Source organism: Pseudomonas sp. GD03842, assembly GCF_029841165.1.
Lineage (GTDB): Bacteria > Pseudomonadota > Gammaproteobacteria > Pseudomonadales > Pseudomonadaceae > Aquipseudomonas.
Genome location: NZ_JAOCEA010000004.1, coordinates 270,073 through 294,913 on the forward strand (window position 1 = coordinate 270,073; position 24,841 = coordinate 294,913).

At 60.1% G+C, this 24,841-nt stretch carries 22 protein-coding genes; 15 read left to right on the forward strand and 7 right to left on the reverse strand.

Annotated elements, in window-relative coordinates; translation table 11 throughout:
- The first annotated feature begins 4 nt into the window (after positions 1-4).
- Positions 5-1,195: a cell division protein FtsZ gene (ftsZ, locus tag N5D61_RS08360; RefSeq protein ID WP_108236923.1), complete on the forward strand. Its 1,191-nt coding sequence runs from the start codon at positions 5-7 to the stop codon at positions 1,193-1,195.
- A 112-nt stretch (positions 1,196-1,307) separates the two neighbouring features.
- Entirely contained in the window at positions 1,308-2,219 is a 912-nt protein-coding gene (gene lpxC, locus N5D61_RS08365; protein ID WP_108236924.1) for a UDP-3-O-acyl-N-acetylglucosamine deacetylase, read from the forward strand.
- A 96-nt stretch (positions 2,220-2,315) separates the two neighbouring features.
- On the opposite strand, the gene N5D61_RS08370 is transcribed toward lpxC, so the two are convergent.
- Positions 2,316-2,780, reverse strand: a complete 465-nt coding sequence (locus N5D61_RS08370) for a DUF721 domain-containing protein (protein WP_108236925.1) — start codon at positions 2,778-2,780, stop codon at positions 2,316-2,318.
- Positions 2,781-3,098: 318 nt separating this feature from the next.
- Between N5D61_RS08370 and secA the strand changes: the two genes are divergently transcribed.
- The 3 genes from secA (at position 3,099) to N5D61_RS08385 (ending at position 8,148) form a co-directional block, all read left to right on the forward strand.
- A complete protein-coding gene (secA, locus tag N5D61_RS08375; protein WP_108236926.1) occupies positions 3,099-5,849 on the forward strand; it encodes a preprotein translocase subunit SecA in 2,751 nt (916 codons plus the stop codon).
- A gap of 124 nt (positions 5,850-5,973) precedes the next feature.
- Positions 5,974-7,191, forward strand: coding sequence for a bifunctional glutamate N-acetyltransferase/amino-acid acetyltransferase ArgJ (gene argJ / locus N5D61_RS08380; protein WP_279891964.1), 1,218 nt, complete (start codon positions 5,974-5,976; stop codon positions 7,189-7,191).
- Between the two features lie 12 nt (positions 7,192-7,203).
- Positions 7,204-8,148 carry a Nudix family hydrolase gene (locus N5D61_RS08385; protein ID WP_279891966.1) on the forward strand — a complete coding sequence of 315 codons (945 nt, stop codon included), beginning with the start codon at positions 7,204-7,206 and terminating at the stop codon, positions 8,146-8,148.
- A gap of 171 nt (positions 8,149-8,319) precedes the next feature.
- Here N5D61_RS08385 and N5D61_RS08390 read toward each other — a convergent pair whose 3' ends face one another.
- From N5D61_RS08390 to N5D61_RS08400, 3 genes are all read right to left on the reverse strand, one after another.
- On the reverse strand, positions 8,320-8,898 hold the full coding sequence (locus N5D61_RS08390) for a cob(I)yrinic acid a,c-diamide adenosyltransferase (RefSeq protein ID WP_279891968.1): 579 nt from the start codon (positions 8,896-8,898) through the stop codon (positions 8,320-8,322).
- Positions 8,899-8,903: 5 nt separating this feature from the next.
- Complete coding sequence (locus N5D61_RS08395; protein ID WP_279891970.1) at positions 8,904-10,958, reverse strand: ATP-binding protein; 2,055 nt, start codon at positions 10,956-10,958, stop codon at positions 8,904-8,906.
- A 145-nt stretch (positions 10,959-11,103) separates the two neighbouring features.
- On the reverse strand, positions 11,104-12,054 hold the full coding sequence (locus N5D61_RS08400; RefSeq protein ID WP_279891972.1) for a putative 2-dehydropantoate 2-reductase: 951 nt from the start codon (positions 12,052-12,054) through the stop codon (positions 11,104-11,106).
- Between the two features lie 221 nt (positions 12,055-12,275).
- Here N5D61_RS08400 and N5D61_RS08405 point away from each other — a divergent pair, with 221 nt between their 5' ends.
- Together N5D61_RS08405 and N5D61_RS08410 are read left to right on the forward strand one after the other, a co-directional pair.
- Positions 12,276-12,761 (forward strand): YajQ family cyclic di-GMP-binding protein, encoded by a 486-nt coding sequence (locus tag N5D61_RS08405; RefSeq protein ID WP_108236930.1) that lies wholly within the window; start codon positions 12,276-12,278, stop codon positions 12,759-12,761.
- Between the two features lie 136 nt (positions 12,762-12,897).
- Positions 12,898-13,752 (forward strand): mechanosensitive ion channel family protein, encoded by an 855-nt coding sequence (locus tag N5D61_RS08410; protein WP_108237043.1) that lies wholly within the window; start codon positions 12,898-12,900, stop codon positions 13,750-13,752.
- 111 nt (positions 13,753-13,863) lie between these two features.
- Here N5D61_RS08410 and N5D61_RS08415 read toward each other — a convergent pair whose 3' ends face one another.
- Positions 13,864-15,423, reverse strand: coding sequence for an AmpG family muropeptide MFS transporter (locus N5D61_RS08415; protein WP_108236931.1), 1,560 nt, complete (start codon positions 15,421-15,423; stop codon positions 13,864-13,866).
- 42 nt (positions 15,424-15,465) lie between these two features.
- Positions 15,466-15,813, reverse strand: a complete 348-nt coding sequence (locus tag N5D61_RS08420; RefSeq protein WP_279892098.1) for an MGMT family protein — start codon at positions 15,811-15,813, stop codon at positions 15,466-15,468.
- A 182-nt stretch (positions 15,814-15,995) separates the two neighbouring features.
- Here N5D61_RS08420 and N5D61_RS08425 point away from each other — a divergent pair, with 182 nt between their 5' ends.
- The 5 genes from N5D61_RS08425 (at position 15,996) to groL (ending at position 20,775) form a co-directional block, all read left to right on the forward strand.
- The gene (locus N5D61_RS08425) at positions 15,996-17,003 is read left to right on the forward strand and encodes a DUF481 domain-containing protein (protein WP_279891975.1); all 1,008 of its coding nucleotides are present in this window, start codon (positions 15,996-15,998) and stop codon (positions 17,001-17,003) included.
- Positions 17,004-17,221: 218 nt separating this feature from the next.
- Positions 17,222-17,953: a DUF2470 domain-containing protein gene (locus N5D61_RS08430; protein ID WP_108236933.1), complete on the forward strand. Its 732-nt coding sequence runs from the start codon at positions 17,222-17,224 to the stop codon at positions 17,951-17,953.
- A gap of 65 nt (positions 17,954-18,018) precedes the next feature.
- Entirely contained in the window at positions 18,019-18,525 is a 507-nt protein-coding gene (locus N5D61_RS08435; protein WP_279891979.1) for an FxsA family protein, read from the forward strand.
- A 256-nt stretch (positions 18,526-18,781) separates the two neighbouring features.
- On the forward strand, positions 18,782-19,075 hold the full coding sequence (locus tag N5D61_RS08440) for a co-chaperone GroES (protein ID WP_108236936.1): 294 nt from the start codon (positions 18,782-18,784) through the stop codon (positions 19,073-19,075).
- Positions 19,076-19,128: 53 nt separating this feature from the next.
- A complete protein-coding gene (gene groL / locus N5D61_RS08445; RefSeq protein ID WP_108236937.1) occupies positions 19,129-20,775 on the forward strand; it encodes a chaperonin GroEL in 1,647 nt (548 codons plus the stop codon).
- A gap of 276 nt (positions 20,776-21,051) precedes the next feature.
- On the opposite strand, the gene N5D61_RS08450 is transcribed toward groL, so the two are convergent.
- On the reverse strand, positions 21,052-21,795 hold the full coding sequence (locus N5D61_RS08450; protein WP_279891984.1) for a phosphatase PAP2 family protein: 744 nt from the start codon (positions 21,793-21,795) through the stop codon (positions 21,052-21,054).
- 218 nt (positions 21,796-22,013) lie between these two features.
- Between N5D61_RS08450 and colR the strand changes: the two genes are divergently transcribed.
- The 3 genes from colR to N5D61_RS08465 all read left to right on the forward strand — a co-directional run bounded on the left by colR (position 22,014) and on the right by N5D61_RS08465 (position 24,838).
- Positions 22,014-22,697, forward strand: a complete 684-nt coding sequence (gene colR, locus N5D61_RS08455) for a two-component system response regulator ColR (protein WP_108236939.1) — start codon at positions 22,014-22,016, stop codon at positions 22,695-22,697.
- Positions 22,687-23,967: a HAMP domain-containing sensor histidine kinase gene (locus tag N5D61_RS08460; protein WP_279891987.1), complete on the forward strand. Its 1,281-nt coding sequence runs from the start codon at positions 22,687-22,689 to the stop codon at positions 23,965-23,967. Before colR ends, N5D61_RS08460 begins: the two co-directional genes overlap by 11 nt.
- Before the next feature lie 202 nt (positions 23,968-24,169).
- On the forward strand, positions 24,170-24,838 hold the full coding sequence (locus N5D61_RS08465; protein WP_108236941.1) for a class I SAM-dependent methyltransferase: 669 nt from the start codon (positions 24,170-24,172) through the stop codon (positions 24,836-24,838).
- The last annotated feature ends 3 nt before the right edge of the window (positions 24,839-24,841 follow it).

Sequence of the window (24,841 nt, forward strand, 5' to 3'; positions counted from 1 at the left end):
GAACATGTTCGAGCTCGTAGACAACATCCCACAAAGCCCGGTAATCAAAGTTATCGGTGTTGGTGGTGGCGGCGGCAACGCGGTCAATCACATGGTCAAGAGCAACATCGAAGGCGTTGAGTTCATCTGCGCCAACACCGATGCTCAAGCCCTGAAAAACATTGGTGCGCGGACCATCCTGCAACTGGGTACCGGCGTGACCAAAGGTCTGGGTGCCGGTGCCAACCCGGAAGTCGGTCGTCAGGCCGCCCTGGAAGATCGTGAGCGCATCGCTGAAGTGCTGCAGGGCACCAACATGGTCTTCATCACCACCGGCATGGGTGGCGGTACCGGTACCGGTGCAGCCCCGATCATCGCCGAAGTGGCCAAGGAACTGGGCATCCTGACCGTCGCGGTCGTGACACGTCCATTTCCGTTCGAAGGCCGCAAGCGCATGCAGATCGCCGATGAAGGCATCCGCGCGCTGTCCGAAAGCGTCGACTCGTTGATCACCATTCCCAACGAGAAGCTGCTCACCATCCTGGGCAAAGACGCCAGCCTGCTGTCGGCGTTCGCCAAGGCGGACGATGTACTGGCCGGTGCCGTTCGCGGTATCTCCGATATCATCAAGCGCCCGGGCATGATCAACGTCGACTTCGCTGACGTGCGCACCGTGATGTCCGAAATGGGCATGGCAATGATGGGTACGGGTGCAGCCAGTGGTCCGAACCGTGCACGCGAAGCCACCGAGGCGGCCATCCGCAATCCGTTGCTGGAAGATGTGAACCTGCAAGGTGCCCGCGGCATTCTGGTCAACATCACGGCCGGTCCTGACCTGTCGCTGGGTGAGTACTCGGACGTCGGCAGCATCATCGAAGCGTTCGCCTCCGAACACGCCATGGTCAAGGTCGGTACCGTCATCGACCCAGACATGCGCGACGAACTGCACGTCACCGTGGTCGCCACGGGCCTGGGTGCGAAGATCGAGAAGCCTGTGAAGGTCATCGACAACACCATGCAGACGGCTCAAGCGGCACCCGTGCAGCAGCAGGCCGTTCGCCAGGAGCAGCCTTCGGTCAATTACCGCGACCTGGACCGTCCTACCGTGATGCGCAATCAGGCTCACGCAGGCGCCACTGCTGCGGCGAAAATGAATCCGCAGGACGATCTGGATTACCTGGATATTCCAGCATTCCTGCGTCGTCAGGCTGATTGATGAGTTCTATCAGGGGTATGAGGGTGATTGGTGTTCAGCAAAGGCGAGGTCTGCTATCATCGCCAGCCTTTGTTGATACTAATTCGCGATATGCGCTGAAGCGGCCAATGCCATGATTAAACAACGCACCCTGAAGAATATTATCCGTGCCACAGGTATCGGCCTGCACTCGGGGGAAAAGGTTTACCTGACCCTCAAACCTGCACCTGTGAACGCTGGCATTGTGTTTTTCCGTACCGACCTCGAGCCGGTTGTCCAGATCAACGCACACGCGCTGAATGTGGGCGATACCACGCTTTCCACGACGCTGTTCAATGGCGATGTGAAGGTCGATACGGTTGAACACTTGCTGTCGGCCATGGCTGGCCTTGGCATCGATAACGCCTACGTTGAACTTTCCGCCTCCGAAGTTCCAATCATGGACGGCAGCGCAGGCCCCTTTGTATTCCTGATTCAATCGGCTGGCCTGGAAGAACAGGACGCACCGAAGAAGTTCATCCGCATTCTGAAAGAAGTCTGCGTGGAAGAAGACGGTAAATACGCCAAGTTCGTGCCGTTCGAAGGTTTCAAGGTGAGTTTCGAAATTGACTTCGACCACCCCTACCTGAAAAACCGCACGCAAACGGCGAGCGTCGACTTCTCCAGCACTTCGTTCGTGAAAGAAGTGAGCCGCGCACGTACTTTCGGTTTCATGAAGGACATCGAATACCTGCGCAAGCACAACCTTGCCCTGGGCGGCAGCGTTGAAAACGCTATCGTCGTTGACAAGGACGGCGTGTTGAACGAAGACGGTCTTCGTTATGAAGACGAATTCGTCAAGCACAAGATCCTGGATGCCATCGGTGACCTGTATCTGCTGGGCAACAGCCTGATCGGCGAGTACCAGGGCTTCAAGTCCGGACACGGCCTGAACAATCGTCTACTGCGTGCGTTGATCGCCCAGGAAGATGCGTGGGAAGTCGTGACGTTCGAAGATGCCAGTACCGCACCGATCTCGTACATGCGCCCTGTAGCGGCGGTGTAACAACACCTCTTCTTCTCAGTTTGACTATTTCAGGCCACCTCCGGGTGGCCTTTTTTATGGCGACTGCCGAAGGATTCAGGCAGACGCGAAGGCCGTTCAGTCGCTCGACTTTCGAGGTTTCCCATGCGCTGCCAGGCGTTCCAGCGCCGCCCTCAACTTTGGATCGCTAATGCCTTCGGCGGCCTCATTGAGTGCCTCTGCGGCCACGGGAGATAAGTCCCTCGCCGCGCCCGGCAAGGCTCCGCGCGTGATCGACGGTTGAACCTTCAACGACAGCCGAGTCAGATTGGCGAACTCCTTGAACGCCACCAACTGCCGTTGCAGCCGCTTCTGCTGATAGCGCAGCCGGGTAGCCCAGTGACCATCGGTGACCACCAACACCAGCGTACCCTCGCGCCAGGACGCCACATGACAATGTTCTCTCGCAGCCGGCTGCAGCTGGCTTTCCAGCAGTCGTTGCAAGTGAGCCAGCCGCTGAGCGTGATTGAAAATGGCCTTGAGGGATCTTGCATCACGCAAAAAAACCGAAGGTGCGCGAGCCGGGAGGGGCCGGAATGCCATGTCAGGAGTGCCTTTCGATACCAGTCAGCGATGTTACCAGAATGGTGCCCCTCACTCTCGACGCGAGGCTCGGTGCAAAACGAGCAGTCTGATTATGAAGAAAAGTTTAAGTATTCAGATGCCCGTACGGGTTGAAGTCCGAAGAAATGCCCCTATTGTACTTCTGCCCCGTAACATTGCAGTGCCAGCATCGTGGAATAACGCCACTTTCCTCACCACCATTTCCGGGTAGAATGCTCGTTCGCATGCGGCCATGAGGGCTGCACGGGCGACTCACGGGGCCGCCCTCCATTCCTATGTGTGGAAGATCCTGTCGATATGTTTGCACCTTTGTTGAAAAAACTTTTCGGAAGCAAGAACGAGCGCGAAGTGAAGCGCATGCTCAAGACGGTCCAGATCGTCAACGGCTTCGAAGAGCAAATGGTGGCCCTTTCGGACGAGCAGTTGCGCGCCAAGACCGAAGAGTTCAAGGCCCGCATCGCCAAAGGTGAGACCCTCGATAAGCTCCTGCCCGAAGCCTTTGCGGTGTGCCGTGAAGCGGGCAAGCGCATCATGGGAATGCGCCACTTCGACGTGCAGTTGATCGGCGGCATGACCCTGCATGAAGGCATGATTGCCGAGATGCGCACCGGTGAAGGCAAGACCCTGGTCGCGACCCTCGCGGTGTACCTGAACGCGCTGTCCGGTAAAGGCGTGCACGTCGTGACCGTGAACGACTATCTGGCACGTCGCGACGCCAACTGGATGCGCCCTCTGTATGAGTTTCTCGGCCTGACCGTCGGCGTCGTCACACCGTTCCAGCCGCCGGAAGAAAAGCGCGCTGCTTACAATTCCGACATCACCTACGGCACCAACAACGAATTCGGCTTCGATTACCTGCGCGACAACATGGCCTTCAGCCTGGAAGACAAATTCCAGCGCGAACTGAACTTCGCCGTGATCGACGAAGTGGACTCCATCCTCATCGACGAAGCCCGTACCCCGCTGATCATTTCCGGTCAGGCGGAGGACAGTTCCAAGCTGTACACCGAAATCAACAAGCTGATCCCCCGACTCGAACAGCACATCGAGGAAGTGGAAGGCCAGGTGACCAAGCAGGGCCACTTCACCATCGACGAGAAATCCCGTCAGGTGGAACTGAACGAGGCCGGCCACCAGTTCATCGAAGAGATGCTGACTCAAGTCGGGCTGCTCGCTGAAGGCGAGAGCCTGTATTCGGCACACAACCTGGGCCTGCTGACCCACGTCTATGCCGGCCTGCGCGCGCACAAACTGTTCCATCGCAACGTCGAGTACATCGTTCAGGACGGCGGCATCATGCTGGTCGACGAACACACCGGTCGTACGATGCCGGGGCGTCGCTTGTCCGAAGGCCTGCACCAGGCCATCGAAGCCAAAGAGAACCTGAACATCCAGGCGGAGAGCCAGACCCTCGCCTCGACCACTTTCCAGAACTACTTCCGTCTGTACACCAAGCTGTCCGGCATGACCGGTACGGCTGACACCGAAGCGTTCGAATTCCATCAGATCTACAACCTCGCCGTGATGGTCATTCCGCCGAACAAGCCGTTGGCGCGAAAGGACTACAACGACCTGGTGTACCTGACCGCCGACGAGAAGTACGCGGCCATCATTGCCGACATCAAGGCCTGCCTGGCCGAGCAACGTCCGGTGCTGGTGGGTACGGCGACCATCGAAACTTCCGAGCACATGTCCAACCTGCTCAAGAAGGAAGGCATCGATCACAAGGTCCTGAACGCCAAGTTCCACGAAAAGGAAGCCGAAATCATTGCCCAGGCCGGTCGTCCTGGCGCCCTGACCATCGCCACCAACATGGCCGGTCGCGGCACCGACATCCTGTTGGGTGGCAACTGGGAAGTGGAAGTCGCCAGCCTGGAAAACCCGACACCCGAGCAGGTCGCACAGATCAAGGCCGACTGGCAAAAGCGTCATCAGCAGGTCATCGAGGCGGGCGGTCTGCACGTCATCGCCTCCGAGCGCCATGAGTCGCGTCGTATCGACAACCAGTTGCGGGGCCGTGCGGGTCGTCAGGGCGACACCGGTTCGAGCCGCTTCTACCTCTCGCTGGAAGATAGCCTGATGCGCATCTTCGCCTCCGACCGGGTGAAGAACTTCATGAAAGCGCTGGGCATGCAGTCCGGCGAAGCCATCGAGCACCGCATGGTGACCAACGCCATCGAGAAAGCGCAGCGCAAGGTCGAAGGCCGCAACTTCGATATCCGCAAGCAGTTGCTGGAGTTCGACGACGTCTCCAACGAACAGCGCAAAGTGATCTACCACATGCGCAACAGCCTGCTGGCGGCAGAGAACATTGGCGACACCATCGCCGAATTCCGTGAGGAAGTTCTGGATGCCACGATCAGCGCTCACATTCCGCCACAATCCCTGCCGGAGCAGTGGGATGTGGCTGGCCTGGAAGCGGCGTTGAACAGTGACTTCGGCGTGAAATTGCCGATCCAGCAATGGCTGGACGAAGACGATCACCTGCACGAAGAAAACCTGCGCCCCAAGCTGCTGGAAGCCATCCTCGCGGCCTACAACGAGAAAGAAGACCAGGCCAGCGCCGAGGCGCTGCGCACCTTCGAGAAGCAGATTCTGCTGCGCGTGCTGGACGACCTGTGGAAAGACCACCTGTCGACCATGGACCACCTGCGCCACGGCATCCACCTGCGCGGCTACGCTCAGAAGAACCCGAAACAGGAATACAAGCGGGAGTCGTTCACGCTGTTCCAGGAATTGCTGGACTCGATCAAGCGCGACACGATCCGCGTACTGTCCCACGTTCAGGTCCGTCGCGAAGACCCGGCCGAAGAAGAAGCCCGTCTGCGTCGCGAGGCCGAAGAGCTGGCCCAGCGCATGCAGTTCCAACACGCCGAAGCGCCGGGCCTCGAGCAGCCAGCGGCTCTGGTGGAGGAGGGCGATGACGTCGCGGTGGCCGCTGCGACTGCAATGTCCCCGGTGCGCAACGACCAGAAGCTGGGTCGCAACGAGCTGTGCTGGTGCGGTTCGGGCAAGAAATACAAGCACTGCCACGGTCAGATTTCCTGATCTACGGCCTGGCAGTCGTTTCTCTGTAATATCGCGCCGCGACCGGCCTAGCCGTCGCGGCGTTTTTCCAATTATCGAGCCGTCGTGGCCTGCCCGGCGGCCTGGCTTTCAAGGAGCGCATTTCATGGCTGTTGGTCTTGGTCCTCTGCCGACGCTGCACCCGGTTCCCGGTTTCGAGCTTGGCATTTCGTCTGCCGGCATCAAGCGTCCAGGGCGCAAGGACGTCGTGGTCATGCGCTGCGCCGAAGGTTCCAGCGTGGCCGGCGTGTTCACCCTGAACGCTTTCTGCGCGGCCCCCGTGATCCTGTCCAAACAGCGTGTGGGCGGCACCGTTCGCTACCTGCTGACCAACACCGGGAACGCCAACGCGGGTACTGGTGAGCCGGGCCTGCGCGCGGCCGAACGCACCACGGCGAAGCTGGCGGAACTGACCGGCGTCGATGCCAGTGCCGTCCTGCCGTTCTCCACCGGGGTGATCGGCGAGCCGTTGCCTGTGGAAAAGTTCGAAGGTGCCTTGCAGGCGGCGTTGGACGATCTTTCGGTGGATAACTGGGCAGCGGCCGCCACAGGCATCATGACCACGGATACCCTGCCCAAGGGCGCCAGCCGTCAGTTCCAGATCGACGGCGTGACCGTGACAGTCACCGGCATCAGCAAAGGCGCCGGGATGATTCGCCCGAACATGGCCACGATGCTCGGCTACATCGCCACCGACGCCAAGGTCTCGCAGAGCGTGCTGCAAGACCTGGTGCGTGACGGTGCCAACAAATCCTTCAACCGCATCACCATCGACGGCGATACCTCGACCAATGACTGCTGCATGCTGATTGCCACCGGTCAGGCCGACCTGCCTGAAGTCACCGAGCCCAAAGGGCCGTTGTTCGAGGCGCTGAGACAAGCCGTGTTCGACGTCTGCATGGAGGTCGCTCAGGCCATCGTGCGTGACGGCGAGGGGGCGACCAAGTTCGTGACGGTCGAAGTCAACGGTGGCGGCACGCATCAAGAATGCTTGGACGTCGGCTACACCGTTGCCCACTCCCCATTGATCAAGACCGCTTTGTTCGCCTCCGATCCGAACTGGGGCCGAATTCTGGCCGCCGTGGGCCGGGCCGGTGTCCCGGAGCTGGATGTGAGCAAGATCGACGTCTTCCTCAGCGGCGTCTGCATCGCCAGCCAGGGTGCTCGCGCGGCGACGTACACCGAAGAGCAGGGCTCGGCGGTGATGGCTGAAGAAGAGATCACCATTCGCATCGAGCTGGGCCGGGGTGATTGCAGCGAAACCATCTGGACCACCGACCTGTCCCACGAATACGTGAAGATCAACGCGGAATACCGCACCTGATTGGGGTTTGAGGTGAAACGCATCCATGTAGCCGCCGCGGTCATCCGCGGCACTGACGGCAAGATTCTCATTGCCCGACGGGCTGACAAGCAGCACCAGGGCGGCTTGTGGGAGTTTCCCGGTGGAAAGGTCGAGCCTGGTGAAACCGTCCAGGCGGCCCTGACGCGTGAGTTGAGGGAAGAGCTGGGTATCGAGGTCGTTGACGCGCGGCCGCTGATCAAGATCAAGCACGACTACCCCGACAAACAGGTGTTGCTGGATGTCTGGGAGGTCTCGTCGCTCAGGGGCGAGCCCCATGGCGCCGAAGGGCAGCCGTTGGCGTGGGTGTCGAACAAGGCGCTGGTCGGGTACGAGTTTCCGGCGGCGAATACGCCCATCGTGGCTGCTGCGCGCTTGCCGAGCGAGTACCTGATCACGCCGGACGGCCTCGACACGCCGGCGCTGCTGCAAGGCATGCAGAATGCAATCGCCAGCGGTATCAAGCTGATCCAGTTGCGCGCCCCGAACATGTACGACCCTAAATACCGCGATGTAGCGGTCGACGCCGTGGGCCTGTGCGCAGGCAAAGCCCAGTTGATGCTCAAGGGTCCTCTGGAGTGGCTCGGCGACTTCCCGGCGGCGGGCTGGCACCTGACCAGCGAACAACTGCGCAAGTACGCCAGCAAGGGCCGTCCGTTCCCGGAAGAGCGCTGGTTGGCGGCGTCTTGCCATAGCGCTGAAGAACTGTCCTTGGCTGAGCAGATGGGTGTGGATTTCGTCACCCTGTCACCGGTTCAACCGACCCAGACGCACCCGGATGCCACGCCGTTGGGCTGGGAGCAGGCGCGGGCGTTGATAGACGGGTTCAGCAAGCCGGTCTATCTGTTGGGCGGGGTAGGGCCTGCGCAGCGGGAACAGGCGTGGGAAAACGGCGCGCAGGGCGTGGCCGGAATCCGCGCGTTCTGGCCGAAGGTGTAAAAACTCCCCTGTTGATCGTACCCACGCTCTGCGTGGGTACGTAGCCCCTGACGCTCCGCGTCAGTGCGACGCAGAGCCTCGCGAGCGGCATTCCCACGCGGAGCGTGGGAACGATCATGTAACGCGGTGCTCAGGGTGTCGCGGGCATCCGACAGGGTTGCGGAAGTCGAATCACTCCGGCTTTTTCGCCGGCTCCCATAAAATCTCCGCAACACCTTGCCTGCGCGCAATGATTCGCGCTGCCACGAACAGCAGATCGGACAGACGATTGATGTACGCCAGCCCCACCCCATTCAGGGGTTCGACGGCGTTCAGGTGCTGGCAACGGCGCTCGGCACTCCGCGCCAGGCTGCGACAGACATGGGCTTGGGCAACCAGCATCGAGCCGCCGGGCAGGATGAAATTCTCCAGCGGGCCGACTTCTTCGTTCCAGGCATCAATGGCGCGCTCCAGCCGCTCGACTTCGGCGGCGTTCAGCGCTTGATAGTCAGGCATGGCCAGCTCGCCCCCCAAATCGAACAGCCGATGTTGGCAAGGCGCGAGTACATCGATCACCTCCTGAATCGTTGGCACGGCATGGGCGATCTTTTCGAGGCCTGCCAGCAGCAGTCCCAACTGGCTGTTCAGTGAGTCGACTTCGCCAATGGCCTCGACTCGCGGATGGTCCTTCGGCACCCGACGGCCATCGCCCAGGCCAGTTTCGCCCTTGTCGCCGGTCCGTGTGTAAATCTTCGACAAGCGAAATCCCATGTGCCTTACTCCCGGTCGTTCTGGCCAATCACTTGAGGGGCAGGCACGTTCACCGGGTTGCCTTCCAGTGGCAGACGCAGGGTGAAACATGTGCCTTGACCCAGGGTGGAGTGCACCTCCATCTGGCCCTTGTGATTGTTGGTGATGATGAAATATGAAACCGACAGGCCCAGCCCGGTCCCCTGGCCAACTTCCTTGGTCGTGAAGAAAGGTTCGAAGATGCGCTTACGCACGTTTTCCGGCATGCCGACGCCATTGTCTTCGACCTGAATCTCCGCCCAGGGCGGATTGAGCCGCGTGCGCAGAATGATCCGTCCCGGTTCGGGTTCGTTTTCGTTTTCCCGCTGATGGATCGCCTGGGCGGCGTTTTTCAACAGGTTGAGCAACACCTGTTCCAGTTCGTTCGCGGTGCCGGGAACGGGCCCGAGTGCCGGATCGAACTGACGAAGAATATTTTGCCCTTTGAAGTCGAAACCGATCGTCAGGTCGAAGTCGTTACTGGCAATTTCTACCGCCTGATCAATCAACGCAGGGAGGTCGCAAGGGGCCATCTGCCGGTTGCTGCGTCGGCTGAAACTGAGCATGTGGCTGACGATTTTCGCTGCCCTGGCCCCCGCCTGCTGAATACCGTCGAGCAATTGCGGGACTTCCCGCGCAGTGAGGTACTGGTTCACGGCGGCCAGTTCGACGCCGTCCTGCTCGGCTTGTTCCAGGTTCTTCGGTAGATCAGGGGACAGACGCCGTCGGATGTTTTGCACGTTGTGCATGATCGCGCCCAGCGGGTTATTGATCTCGTGGGCCATGCCAGCGGCAAGCCCACCCACCGAAAGCATCTTCTCGGACTGCACCATCATGTCCTCCAGCGACAGGCGCTGGGTAATGTCGTCAATGCGGATCACCACGCCGCGCCCCGCCCCGCCGGTCAACGGATAGAACGTCAGTGCGAAATGGCGTGTGAGGTCGTCCTTGACCCAGGTGACGCGCTCAATCTTGGTCACGGTGTGCTTTTCGACGGTTTGCTTGATCTGCGGCAGAAATGCCTTCATCGGCGGGAAGGCCAGGAAGATGGGTTGGTTGAGTGCCTCGTCCAGCGGCGTGCCGGAGAGGGCACCTGCCTCCTGGTTCCACTGGGTCACGTACAACTGTTCGTCCAGCGCGATCAGGGCAGAGGGCATGGAGTCGATGATGCTGTTCAGATAATTCTGGAAACCGGTGAGTTTCTTCTCGATTTTGCTGCGAACCTGGACTTCCAGCTCCAATTTACGGTTAGTGTGGCGGGTTTCTTCCGCCAGGCCCTGTGCCTGGTCATAGGCTTCCTGAGACTCGTCCCGCGCCCGCTTGAGCTGCTGCTCCCGCGCTTCCATTCGCGACAGCATGGTGTTGAAGGCTTCAGCCAGGGAACCGATTTCATCCTGATTGCCAGGGCCCGCGCGCAGTGCGTAATTTTCCTCACGGGTGACCCGGCGAGACAGTTCTTCCAACTGGTAAATCGGTTCGGTGATAAAGCGGCGAATCTGCCGCGCCACGCCAGCCCACAGCAGGACGCTGAAAATCAGGATCCCCAGGCTGGCCGTCAGGGTGCCAGTGTAGAACGCTGCGGGCAGCTCACTGCTGGCCACCAATAACAGATGGCCGGGAGCCTGGCCCGGTTTGGGGATTGATATCAGCTGGGTGTTACGAAACTCGGTGATGCGCCAGCTTTCGATGTTGCGGTAATACTCAGGCAGACGCAGCTTGTCGCCTTGCTGCACCTGCGCCAGTCGGTTGCCGTTGTTGTCATAAACGGCAGCGGCGCGCAGCGGACCGTAGTTCTTCAATTCGTTGAGCAGCGCTTGGGCATTGGTCGACGAAGCGAGTGCCTGTTCGGACAGCCCGGGATTACTGATCAGCCGCCCGATGGTCTGCAGCGCCTGGGGCGCCATCGCTTCCTGGGAAATGTAATAAGCGGCACTGATGAACGTCAGATTGGCGACCAACAGAACGGTGGTCAGCAGAACCAGCAGGGCGGCCAGTAGCTTCTGGCCGACGGGCAGATTTTCAAGGCGCTGGCGCAATGGCATGGGGCAGGATCACTGACGAATGAGGAAGGGGCAGGTTAGCGCTGTTCGAGGCTGACGCAAACCCGCGATTTGAAAGCCCGGACTCAATGGGCGGCGCAGTTGCAAGCCGCCCAGCGGGCGAACACGCAGGGCCACGCGCCTCCGCTCAATCGGCCGGCAGGCCTTTGGCGAGCAATCGCTGTATCAATCGCTCCTGCAAAGCGTTCAGCCCGGGGGCTTTCACACCCTGCTGCCGTGCGGCATTGCACGCATACCCCAACAGGTACCCGATCTCCGTACGCCGCCCCTGTTTCACGTCCTGGTACATCGACGAGTAATTGGCCGCTGTGGCTTGAATAACCTCGGTCACCGCCTCATCCAGGCCTTCAGCGGCTTCGGGGTGTCCACACGCCCTGAGTACGGCAGTCAACTCGTTGCACAACGCGCTGACTTCCCCGGCATGCTGCTGCAATTGGCCGTTGCGGCAGCCGTGCAGCACGGTCAGGGGGTTGATGGCGCAATTCAGTGCCAGTTTGCGCCACAGACGATCGAGAATCTTCGGCGTCCATTCATGCGCAATGCCCGCCTGGACGAGTGCGGCGAGCCATTCGGGCGCGGGACCTTGCTGGTCATCTCCCAGCCAATTGAAGCCCTGGCCGGCGAAGACGACGCTGAAGTCGTCATCGCGGAAAGCGCCTTCGGTACTGGAAACGAAGGTACAGCGGGCGTGAGGAATCCGCGCCGCGACTGCTTCCTGACTGCCCAAGCCGTTTTGCAGCAGCAGGACGTCCGCGCCGGGGATGAGCCGCGACGCGATACCGGCCACGGCAGGCTCGGCGTCGTAGGCCTTGCATGCCACGATGACGCGCTCGATGGGCTCCGCGTCGTCGATAATCCCGGCCGGGAGAGCGAAGGTATGCCGCTGGCCCTGTTCGCTCAAGGTCAGGCCTCCTCGCGTCAGGTAAGCGTCCAGGCGCGCCCGATCCCGCAGGATCAGGCGCACGCTGAAACCGGCACGGGCCAGCCGCGTGGCCCAGAGAGTGCCCAGGCTGCCCGCGCCCAGGATGTGCCACGTCACTGACGTGGGCTCGCCGATATCAGCGATGAGAGTGCTCACAAACAGCCCCTTATAAACGCCGCGCGTCGTGTTTTCGTGGAGCGCTCTTCAAGCGCTCGTTCACTGCCACTGCGCCCGGTCTGCCAAGGTAAAACCAACACGACATTGTCGGGCCCGCATGAACCGAAGAAAAGTCTCGTTATAATGACCCGGTTTTCAACCCGTCACGTCAGGCGCGCTCCCTGTGCATCGAGCCGCGCCGCATCAATTGGAGAAATGACATGCCCTCGTTCGACGTAGTGTCTGAACTGGATAAACACGAAGTCACGAATGCCGTCGACAACGCGATCAAGGAGCTGGACCGCCGTTACGACCTCAAAGGCAAAGGCAGCTTCGAATTCAAGGAAAAGGAACTGACCGTCAACCTCACCGCCGAAGCGGAATTCCAGCTCGAGGCGATGATCGAGATCCTCAAGATGGCGCTGATCAAGCGCAAGATCGACGTGCAATGCCTGGAAGTCAAAGACGCTTATCCCTCCGGCAAAGTGATGAAGCAGGAAGCCACCCTCAAAGAGGGCATCGACAAGGAGCTGGCAAAGAAGATCGTCGCCCACATCAAGGAAGCCAAGCTCAAGGTCCAGGCCGCGATTCAAGGCGAGCAGGTCCGCGTCACCGGCAAGAAGCGCGATGATCTTCAGGAAGCCATCGCGGCCCTGCGTGGCCACAGCTTCGGCATGCCGCTTCAGTTCAACAACTTCCGCGACTGACCGTCCCTCGATTTGCCCCGACGCGGAACCTGCCCGGTTTGTGCGCGTCGGAGTGCAGGTCCCTTGAAACGAAGAGCCTCGATGCAGGTGTCGTTTCAGTGTTTCGTTTCGCGACCGTAAGGAGTAATCAATGGATCTGGATCTGAATGGCCAAGTGGATCATCTGGTCAAGGCTTCCCAAGCCTGGATTCCCATGGTCATGCAGTACGGCAGCCGCGTGCTGCTGGCCGTTGTCGTATTGCTGGTGGGCTGGTGGCTGATCAACAAGCTGACATCCAAGGTCGGGGCGCTGTTGGCGTTGCGCCACGTCGACCTGGCGTTGCAGGGGTTCATTTGCAGCCTGAGCAACATCATTCTCAAAATTCTGCTGATCGTCAGTGTCGCCTCGATGATCGGTGTGGAGACCACCTCGTTCGTCGCGGCGATTGGTGCCGCAGGTCTGGCCATTGGCCTGGCGCTGCAAGGCAGTCTGGCCAATTTTGCCGGCGGGGTTCTGATCCTGCTGTTCCGTCCGTTTCGCATCGGTGACTGGATCGAGGCGCAGGGTGTCGCTGGCACCGTGGACAGCATCCAGATCTTCCACACCATCATCCGCACCGGCGACAACAAGACGGTCATCCTCCCCAACGGTAACCTCTCCAACGGCATCATCACCAACACGAACCGGCAGCCGACCCGCAAGATCACGTTCGACGTGGGCATCGATTACGACGCAGACCTCAAGCAGGCCCTGCAGGTGCTGATGGAAATGGCCGATGACCCCCGTGTCTTGCAGGACCCGGCGCCCCAGGCCGTGGTGGCGGCGTTGGGCGACAGTTCGATCACCGTTTCGCTGCGAGTCTGGACCAAAACCGGTGATTTCGGTGAGGTGTCCAACCGGTTCAACGCGGAAATCCGCGACCGCCTGCGCGCCGCCAATATCGACATTCCGTTCCCGCAGCGTGTCGTTCGCGTGGTGCAGGAGCAGCAGGAAACCGCGCTGCAGCGTTAATCACTGACCTGATACGGACAATCTTGTAACGCAAAAGCCCCGACTCGCGAGAGATCGGGGCTTTTGCGTAAAGGGGCGGCGTCGGGACGTCTCTGAGGCTCTCCGCAGCCTTCAGGGTCGCTCGCTGGCGGGCTCCTCTACCGGTTTCTCGTCTTCGGACGGCTTTTCCTTGCGCAACTCCTGGCCCCAGTGCAGGGCGATCATGAACAGGGTCGGTACACCCATCAACGCAGTGATCAAGAAGAAGTTGTGGTAGCCCAGTTTTTCGACCATCACCCCCGAATAGCCACCGATCAGCCGGGGCAACAGCAGCATGATAGAGCTCAGGAGGGCGTATTGGGTGGCAGAAAACTTGAGGTTGGTCAGGCTCGACAGGTACGCCACGAACGCTGAAGTCGCCAGCCCGGAGCTGAAGTTGTCGAGCGAGATCGTAAGGATCAGCATCTTCAGGTTAGGGCCCATGTCGGCCAGCATCAGAAACAGCAGGTTAGTGGCAGCGGAGGTTGCGCCGCCGATGAACAGAATCGGCAGAATGCCGAAGCGCACGATCGCCAGGCCGCCGAAGGCCGCGCCGACCAGCGTCATGACCAGGCCGAAGATTTTGCTGACACTGGCGATCTGGTCCTTGGTGAAGCCCTGATCGATGTAGAACACGTTGGCCATCACCCCCATGACCGTGTCGGACATGCGGTAGGTGGCGATCAGGCCCAGGAGCAGAAAGGCCTGCCAGCGGTAGCGCAGGATGAAGTCGTTGATTGGCGTCAGCACCGGTGCCAGGCCGCGTCGGCCTATGGATGACAGGCAGGCCGCCGTGAGCAGGGTGTACAGGATGGCGCGCAGGAACGCCCGATCTTCCATCAACAGGCTTTTCCAGGTGGCATCCTTGAACAGTACGCTGGCGAAGTCGGTATTGTAGAGCTGGGTGAACATCGCGGGGACCGACACCAGCAGGATGATCAGCACGAACACCGACGCCAACTGGTGCGCAAAGCCGTAGCGCGCCGCCGACAGTTGCGTGCGCAAAGCGACGGCGGGTTCGCGCATGACCAGCGTGGTGATCAGCGCGGGCAGCATCAGCAGGCCGAAGATGACATACGTGCCGGTCCAGGCTGAGTGCTTGTAGGCGAAGCCGGATGAGCCGAAGCCTTCGGCGAAATACAAGGCGCCCGCTGTGGCGAGCAGGGCGGCCACGCGATAGCCCGCCATGTAGCTGGCGGCGAGGGTGGCTTGCTGGCTGTCCGAGGCGATCTCGAGGCGATAGGCGTCGATGGCGATATCCTGCGTCGCGGACGAAAACGCGACCACCACAGCGATCGCAATCAGCCAGGACAAATGCTGCTGGGGGTCGCAAAAGCCCATGCCGATCAGGCCGAGCGTCACCAGGGTTTGCGAGAGCACCAGCCAGGAGCGGCGTCGACCCAGCTTGCCCAGCAGTGGCAGCCGCCACTGATCGAGAAGAGGCGACCAGACCCATTTGAAAGCGTACGCCAGGCCGATCAAGCTGGCGTAGCCGATGGTCTCACGGGCAACACCCGCTTCCCTGAGCCAGACCGACAGCGTGGAAAACACGAGCATATAAGGCATGCCCGCGGCGAATCCGAGGAGCAGCAGCACGAACGTCGATGGGCTGGCATAAGCGGCGAGCGCGGCGCGCCAGGTTTTGCGGGGCATGGGCTGGAATCTGCCTCAGATTACATAAACAAAGCGCGCACTCTAACCGTTGTCCTCTGTCGGGCGCCAGCCATGACGCGCCATATCCACGCGATTGTTACGGATGGTCACGCCTTCGGCGCGCAGGCGGGCGCGTTGCTCTTCGCCAGAAACCGTTCCAGCCGGCAGGCTCAGCCGTCCGCCCGCGCCGATCACGCGATGCCAGGGCAGGTGGCTACCGTCGGGCAACTGGCTCAAGGTTCGGCCAACAAAACGTGCCGCTCGTCCTAAACCGGCCAATTCGGCCAACTGCCCGTAACTGACGACCTTGCCTTCGGGGATTTGATGCATGGTCAGATAAACCGCCGTGCGCCGGGCTTCTGCGGGCGGTTGTCCACTGGGGTCTTGCATCCATGAAATGTGTTCGCTCACGCGTTCGTTCCTGTTTAAAGGACCCGCAATTCTGTTCGACACGGAACTGAAGAAACTTCCTACGGTCTTTGAATCCTGTGTCGGCGGTCCACGGATTGCCTCGATGTTGTCCCGAGGGATAATGCCCGATTTAACCGCCAGCCAGAGCCTTGTCGTCGCTTATGTTGTCCAGAACCCTGTTGTGCATCGCTATCACCAGTGCCTCTACCCCCTTGCTCGCCGATACCGTCTGGTTGAAGAACGGTGACAAACTGACGGGGACCATCAAGGTTTTCGACGGCGGGAAACTGCTGCTCAATACCAAGTATGCAGGCGATATTCCGCTGGACTGGAAAGAAGTCAAGACGCTGGAAAGTGACCAACACCTGCTGGTGAAACAGGATGCGTACACGAGCGAGATGTCCAAATCGCTGAAGGCGGCGGACGAAGGCAAGGTGACCCTGGCCAACGGTGATGCGCCCAAGACGGTCGACCTGGCCAGCATCCAGCAGATCATGAAACCCAAGCCGGTGGTCACCGATCTGGTCTGGAAAGGCAACATCGATGCAGCGCTGGACTTCCAGCGGGCGGACACGGACACCGACGACTACAACCTGGCCTTCAAGACCTCTGCCAGCCATGGTCGTTGGCGGCACAACGCCAAAGGCGAGTTCAACCGCGAGACTCAGGACGACACGACCACCACCAACAACTGGAGCGCCGAGTACTCGCTGGATCGCTTCCTGACCGACAAATTTTTCTGGGACGGCCGCATCACCTACAAGCATGACGGCATCGAGGACTTGCGTCGTCAACGCACCGTGGGTACCGGTCCGGGCTACCAGCTCTGGGATGACGAACTGGGCGCGTTCAAGATTGGCGCGCTGCTCAACCGCACGGACTTCGAATACTCCAATGGCGAGAAGGACAATTTCTACTCCGTGTCCGGGACATGGGATTACAACCGCTACCTGATCGGCAAGAAGGTTGAATTCTTCACCAACGGCGAATTGGGCAAGCCTCTCAGCGGCGTGGCGGATTACAGCCTGGATACCGAGGTCGGGTTTCGCTACAAAGTCACCGAATGGGCCTCGCTCAACGTCAAGGCGGAAAAAGACATCATCACCGGCTCCGACAATGGCGATCTGAACAAGACGCGCTACACCGCCGGCTTTGGTGTGGCCTGGTAAACGCTTCCTTATTAAGACGCAGTGGCTGGCCTGCGTGCTCTCGCTTCCTTTCGGGACTGAGCCAGGTCAGCAGCGCTCGCTGAAAATGACGCGAATCTTGCGCCGAACCGTCACCCCCCTTCGATCTGGCACCCCTGGGCGATAACGATTATCGTGGTGGACCTCAGCCGCTTGAGGCTGGCCCACATTCGTCGTTTTACCTGCCTCAGGAGCCTCACATGAGCGCCAAAGCCAACCGGCAAGCCCGAGAGTTGCTGCTCAAGGAATACCGTGGCGTGCTGTCGACCCATTCGAAGTCGATGCCCGGTTACCCGTTCGGCTCGGTGGTGCCGTATTGCCTGGACGATCAAGGCCGTCCATTGATCCTGATCAGCCGCATCGCTCAGCACACGCATAACCTGCAACGCGACCCCAAGTGCTCGATGCTGGTGGGCGAACGTGAGGCTGAAGATATTCAAGCGGTGGGGCGGGTGACGGTGATGGCTGAAGCGCAGAAGCTCAGCGATCAAGCCGCCATCGATGCCGCAGCCCAACGCTATTACCGCTACTTCCCGGAGTCAGAGAGCTACCACAGCGCCCATGATTTTGACTTCTGGACGCTGCTCCCGGTGCGCTACCGCTATATTGGTGGTTTCGGGGCCATTCACTGGCTCGACGATATTGCCTTGCCCAATCCGTTCGCTGGTGGGGCCGAGATCGGTATGGTCGAGCACATGAACCAGGATCATGGAAAAGCCATCGCGCACTACGTCGAGCTGGCCGGTCTACCGCAGAGCGAACCGGCGGCGCTGGTGGGCATCGACAGCGAAGGAATGCACTTGCGTATCGGCCAAAGCCTGCATTGGCTGGCCTTCCCCGAGCCTTGTAATACGCCGACACAAGTGCGCCAGGCCTTGGTTCAACTGGCTCACGCCGAAAAATGGCCGACCGCTGAGGCGTCCGAAGCTTGAATTAACGACTTTGCGACGTCACCTAGTGTCTACTGGAAGCCTTCTTCCCTAGAGGAAACTATTTGATGCGCGCTTTTCTACTGCTTTTTTTGCTTTTTCCGGTGCTCGAGCTGTTCGTGCTGGTGAAAGTCGGGATGTCGATCGGCTTTCTGCCGACCTTCCTGCTGGTGGTGGCCGGGTCCATGCTCGGCTTTTTCATCATTCGTGTCGCCGGTCTGGCAACGGCCATGAGCGCTCGCGAGAGCTTGGCGCGAGGGGAGTTGCCTGCCCAACAGATGATGGACGGCCTCATGATGACGGTGGGTGGCGGGCTGTTGGTCTTGCCGGGTTTCATCAGCGACGTGCTGGGCCTGATCTGTCTGATGCCGTTCACCAGTCGGCTGCTGGCCAACAAGGTGCGTCAGCGTGCCGAAGCTTCGGCCAGTCGCCAGCGGGCGTTCGCGGATGATCTGCGTTCGGCAGGGGCTACGCACTCGCCGCATGCAGGAGCGGGCCGCTCAGGGGCTCGCCAGCCGGAGGTTATCGAAGGCGAGGTGATCGAGGGCGAGTACGAGCCTGTCGACAAAAAGTGAATCCTACGTGTGATTCGCGCGGCACCTTCGGGTGCCGTTTTCGTTTCAACGGCATGTGCCCGTTGAAAATTTTTTCTTCGCCCAGCCTTGTAATCATCTTGCTCGCCCCTATGTATGGGTCACCGTAAGGTTTCTGGCGCATTTCGCCAGACCGTATTCCGCGGTTCGCTCGCGAGCCGCGCCCGGCAAGTCCGGAACGTTTTAGCCGCTCGGTGCCAACGCCGGACGTTCAAAAACCATAATTAGGAGATCGACAATGAAGCTTCGTCCTCTGCATGACCGCGTCGTAATCCGTCGCAGTGAAGAAGAAACCAAGACTGCTGGCGGTATCGTGCTGCCTGGTTCGGCCGCCGAAAAACCAAACCGTGGCGAAGTCATCGCCGTCGGCGCAGGTCGCGTCCTGGACAACGGCGAAGTACGTGCGCTGGCCGTGAAAGTGGGTGACAAAGTGGTATTCGGCCCTTACTCCGGCAGCAACACCGTGAAAGTGGATGGCGAAGACCTGCTGGTGATGAGCGAGAACGAAATCCTCGCCGTCGTTGAAGGCTGAGTCGGTACCTCCCGCATTTCCCGTTACTACACAGTATTTAAGGAATAACGATCATGGCTGCTAAAGAAGTTAAATTCGGCGACGCTGGCCGTAAAAAAATGCTGGCTGGCGTAAACGTTCTGGCTGACGCCGTCAAAGCGACCCTGGGCCCGAAAGGCCGTAACGTCATCATCGAAAAAAGCTTCGGCGCTCCGCTGATCACCAAAGACGGTGTCTCGGTTGCCAAAGAAATCGAACTGAAAGACCGTTTCGAAAACATGGGTGCGCAGCTGGTCAAAGACGTTGCCTCCCGCGCGAACGACGACGCCGGTGACGGTACCACCACCGCAACCGTTCTGGCTCAGGCCATCGTCAACGAAGGCCTGAAAGCCGTCGCTGCCGGCATGAACCCAATGGACCTGAAGCGCGGCATCGACAAGGCCACCCTGGCCATCGTCGCTCAGCTGAAGTCCCTGTCCAAGCCATGCACCGACACCAAGGCCATCGCTCAGGTGGGTACCATCTCGGCCAACTCGGACAGCTCCATCGGCGACATCATTGCCGAAGCCATGGAGAAAGTGACCAAAGACGGCGTAATCACCGTTGAAGAAGGTTCGGGTCTGGAAAACGAACTGTCCGTAGTCGAAGGCATGCAGTTCGACCGTGGCTACCTGTCTCCGTACTTCATCAACAAGCCAGACACCATGGTCGCCGAGCTGGACAGCCCGCTGCTGCTGCTGGTCGACAAGAAAATCTCCAACATCCGCGAAATGCTGCCAGTGCTGGAAGCCGTTGCCAAAGCCGGTCGTCCTCTGCTGATCATCGCGGAAGACGTCGAAGGCGAAGCGCTGGCGACCCTGGTGGTGAACAACATGCGCGGTATCGTCAAAGTCGCGGCCGTCAAGGCACCGGGTTTCGGCGATCGTCGCAAGGCCATGCTGCAGGACATCGCTGTCCTGACCGGCGGTACCGTGATCTCCGAAGAAATCGGTCTGAGCCTGGAAAGCACCACCCTGGAGCACCTGGGTAACGCCAAACGCGTTGTGCTGAACAAAGAAAACACCACCATCATCGACGGTGCTGGCAACAAGACCGACATCGATGGTCGCATCGCTCAGATCCGTCAGCAGATCGGCGATACTTCGTCCGACTACGACAAAGAGAAACTGCAAGAGCGTCTGGCCAAACTGTCCGGCGGCGTTGCAGTGATCAAGGTCGGTGCTGGTTCCGAAGTCGAAATGAAAGAGAAGAAAGCCCGCGTTGAAGACGCCCTGCACGCTACCCGTGCAGCGGTCGAAGAAGGCGTGGTGCCTGGCGGTGGTGTAGCGCTGGTTCGCTCGCTGCAGGCCATCTCCGAGCTCAAAGGCGACAACGCCGACCAGAACGTGGGTATTGCCCTGCTGCGCCGTGCCGTTGAAGCGCCGCTGCGTCAGATCGTTGCCAACTCCGGCGATGAGCCTAGCGTCGTGGTCGACAAGGTCAAGCAAGGTTCGGGTAACTTCGGTTACAACGCTGCGAGCGGCGAATACGGCGACATGATCGAAATGGGTATCCTGGACCCAGCCAAAGTGACTCGCTCTGCTCTGCAAGCGGCGTCCTCGATTGCCAGTCTGATGATCACCACCGAAGCGATGATCGCTGACGTGGCTGAAGACAAGCCTGCAGCTGGCGGCGGTATGCCAGACATGGGCGGCATGGGTGGCATGGGCGGCATGATGTAATTCAGCCTGACCCTGATGCACGGAAAACCCCGCTTCGGCGGGGTTTTTTTATGGGTGGCGGTTTTTGTAAAAGGGGGAGTCGGATCTTAGCCTGGTTTGGGATCGCCCCATTGATGCCCTTTGGGCGCATCGCGGGCAAGCGCGCTCCTACATTTGTCGCAACGTGCCGCATTCTGAAAGATCACGTTGTCCGCCTTTGGTATCCCGAAGCAAACGTAGGAGCGCGCTTGCCCGCGATACCGCCCGACAGGGTATCCGAGTAACGATCAAAGCCAACTACCCCGAAACCACCGCACCTTCAACCACTCTGCCTTTCCCGCCCGTCGGCCGGTACAACACCGCGTAATAAGCCCCCAGGCAAATCAGCCAGCAAAACACGGCCGTCCAGACGTTGTGCGAGAAAAAGTGTGCGCCTTGCAGCATGCGTCCCACCGAAAAGACCGTGCCCAGGCCGAATGCGAAGACCAGCCCCGCCTTGGCCAAGCGCGGGCGACGGTCGCGGAAGACGAAAAACAATGCAAAAAGGGTAAACCCGGTTGCTGCATGACCGCCTGGCCAGCAACGACCAGGCTTGTCAGTCTGTGGGCGAGGGGCCAGCAACTCGCTGTAGGTTTCTGTGCCGCCGAACTGGGTGAGGCTCCAAGGGCACTGGACCGCCGTCACTGCCTTGACCGGTGTGACGAAGCTGGTGGACAGCGCCATTGACAGCACCAGGCACCCCAGCTCTCTTTTCCAGGACTGCAGCGGCCCCACGAAAAACGAGGCCACGAAGGCTACGAAGGACAGCAGGCCCAAGGCAATGACGGCCTGTTTGGCGCGGTCGTGCAGTACGTTCTCCAGAAAATAGCTGTGTTTGCCGATGAACCCGCCGGCTGCCGGATCGTAGGCCCATTGCGCAATGCTCATGTCCAGTGACGTCAACTCCAGCAACAATAGGGCAAGGGCGGTCGCCGCCGGGATGCCGACGTAAACCCAGAGGTTGATCGGGCGCGAGGCGCGGCGTTCGAGAACTTCAGACATGTCGGATTCCATGTAATGGCGAGGAGACCCTCATAAACGTTCGGCAGTCTGAGCGCAGGGCTGTCGCGCCCCTGTGAACCACCGGTGAAAAAAACGTTGTGCACCTCGGTGCTGGCCCTCAGGCGAAGTTGGCCGTAAGCTGCCGCCAACTCTGACCTCATCGTGCGCACACTCGGTGCACGGGTCATCGCTACAACTGCGTAGGGAGATATGCGCCCATGAGAATTCTGCTGGTTGAAGACAACCGCGACATCCTGGCAAATCTGGCCGATTACCTTGGGTTGAAGGGATACACCGTCGATTGCGCGCAGGATGGTTTATCCGGGTTGCACCTGGCCGCGACCGAGCATTACGACCTGATCGTGCTCGACATCATGCTGCCGGGCATTGACGGCTATACGCTGTGCAAACGCCTGCGCGAAGACGCTCGCCGCGATACGCCGGTCATCATGCTGACCGCTCGGGACCAGCTCGATGACCGTTTGCAGGGCTTTCGCTCCGGTGCGGACGATTACCTGCTCAAACCATTCGCCTTGTCCGAACTGGCGGCTCGAATCGAGGCCGTATTGCGCCGCGCACAGGGCGGCGGGCGGCGCACCCTCCAGGTCGCCGATCTGGTCTACGACCTCGATACCCTCGAGGTGACGCGTGAAGGGCGCATGCTCAAACTCAACCCTGTCGGGCTCAAACTGCTGGCGGTGCTGATGCAGAAGAGCCCTCATGTGCTGCGCCGGGAAATTCTCGAAGAGGCCCTGTGGGGCGATGATTGTCCAGACAGTGACAGCCTGCGCAGTCACGTGCACCAGTTGCGCCAGGTGATCGACAAGCCATTCGCCAAGCCGTTGCTGCAAACGGTCCATGGCGTGGGCTATCGTCTGGCCGAGGGCCGCGATGGAGTTTAAGCAGAGCCTCGCTCAGCGGATCATTATCGCGTTTGCGCTGATGAGCGCCTTGGTGGCCGGTTCTTTCGCAATGGGCATCGTGGCAACGGTTCACCTGGTCGAAGAGAAACTTATCTCCGCCGGGCTGGGCGGTGATCTCACGCGCCTGTTGTTGATGGACAGCGTCGAAGACTGGAGCCACCGCCCGGAGCCGGACCAACTATTCTACTTCAGTGGTGGACCGGGCGATTTCGAGCTGCCCAAGGACCTGCGCCATCTGGAGCCCGGTTTCCATGAGGTGTTCCGCGGGCCGCTCTCATACCACGCCATGGTCGAGGTCGTGGACGGCCGACATTACGTGTTGCTGCAGGATCAGAGCGATTTCGAGGAGCGCGAGCGCGTGCTCTTCGCCGTCGTGCTCGTCGGCTTCGTGCTGGCTTTGGCACTGGCGGTGGTCCTCGGCTGGATTCTGGCGCGCCGAGTGATGGCGCCGGTGGTGCGGCTGGCGCGGCAGGTGCGGCATCGCGACCAGTTGTTGGGGCTGGCGCCGCCCTTGGCGCCGGATTACGCGGCGGATGAGGTGGGCGAACTGGCCGTGGCCTTCGATGCCACGCTGGGGCGGCTGCGTGACGCCTTGACCCGTGAGCGCATGTTCACCAGCGATGTCAGCCACGAGTTGCGCACACCGTTGATGGTGCTTGCCAGCTCGTGTGAATTGCTGCTGGAGAACCCTGCGCTCGATCAGCGTGCCCGAACCCAGGTCGAGCGCGTGTCGCGGGCTTGTGAAGAAATGCGTGATCTGGTGCAAACCTTCCTGATGTTGGCCCGCACCCAGCACGATGACGCGGGTTTGAATCCCCAATTGTCACTCGAGGGGGCGGCCCAGCAGTTGCTGAACCTGTGGCGTGACCCGATCGAAACCAAAGGCCTGCGTCTGGAATACCATCCGGAGGGCGCAGCGCAAGGCACCTACAACGCCACGTTTCTGTATGCGGTGATGGGCAACTTGCTGCGCAATGCGCTGCATTACACCGACCAGGGCTTCATCCGTCTGACCCTGCTGGCCAACGGCTTCATGGTGGAAGATTCTGGTGTGGGCATTCCAGAAGAGAAACGCGAGGCAATGTTCCAGCCCTTCGTCCGAGGCAACGAAAAACGAGGGGAGGGCCTCGGGCTTGGATTATCGCTGGTGCAGCGCATCTGCGAAAACCAAGGGTGGACCGTCAGCCTGGATACGATGGAACCGAACGGCTGCCGTTTCACCGTCGAATTCAAACGGTCGCCCAACTGATCGCCTCAGTTCAGGCAAAAACCATCAGGTCAGTCGACTGCCGTGCTGCGATTTGTCGGATCATGGCTATTTAATGGCCACATCTTCTTGAAAAATCCCGTAACATGTTACCCGCCCAAGGGACGTTTTTTTCACATTCACGTGACTTGAGGATGACGTTAACCCGCCTAGTTTGGCCGTATCACCTTCAGGAGAGACGGTCATGAGCAAGCGGATTGAGTTAGATTTCTCGCACAAATACGACGATGCGCACGCCAAAAAATATTTGCGCAAACACAGGGACGGATTGGCGCGACGGTTGTCAGACCATCGCGACAAGCAACTGGCACGCCGCGCATTGGCGCTGGCCGGGGAGCCAGGGCTGGTGCTGGACCTGCCGTGTGGGGCTGGCCGCTTCTGGCCACTGCTGGCAGAGAAGGCCAATCGGGTCATCATTGGTGCCGACAATTCGGCATCCATGATCAAGACGGCCTGCAGCGCGCAACCGGCTGAGGTGGTGAAGCGGGTTCAACCCCTGCAGACCTCCGCATTCGCCATCGACATGCCCGACAACGCAGTGGACAGCATTTTCTGCATGCGTCTGCTGCACCATGTCGGCAAGGCCGAGGACAGGGCTGTGCTACTCAAGGAGTTCCACCGCGTCACCCGAGACAGCGTAATCGTTTCGCTCTGGGTTGATGGCAATTTCAAAGCCTGGAAACGCAAGCGTGCTGAGCGTAATCGTCGACAAGAGGGTTACCAGAACCGCTTCGTGTTGCCAGTGAGCACCGTAGAAGCCGAATTCGAGCAGGCAGGATTCCGCATCCAGGACCGACTGGATTTCCTGCCGTTGTACGCCATGTGGCGTGTGTATCTATTACGTAAGAGGTAACAG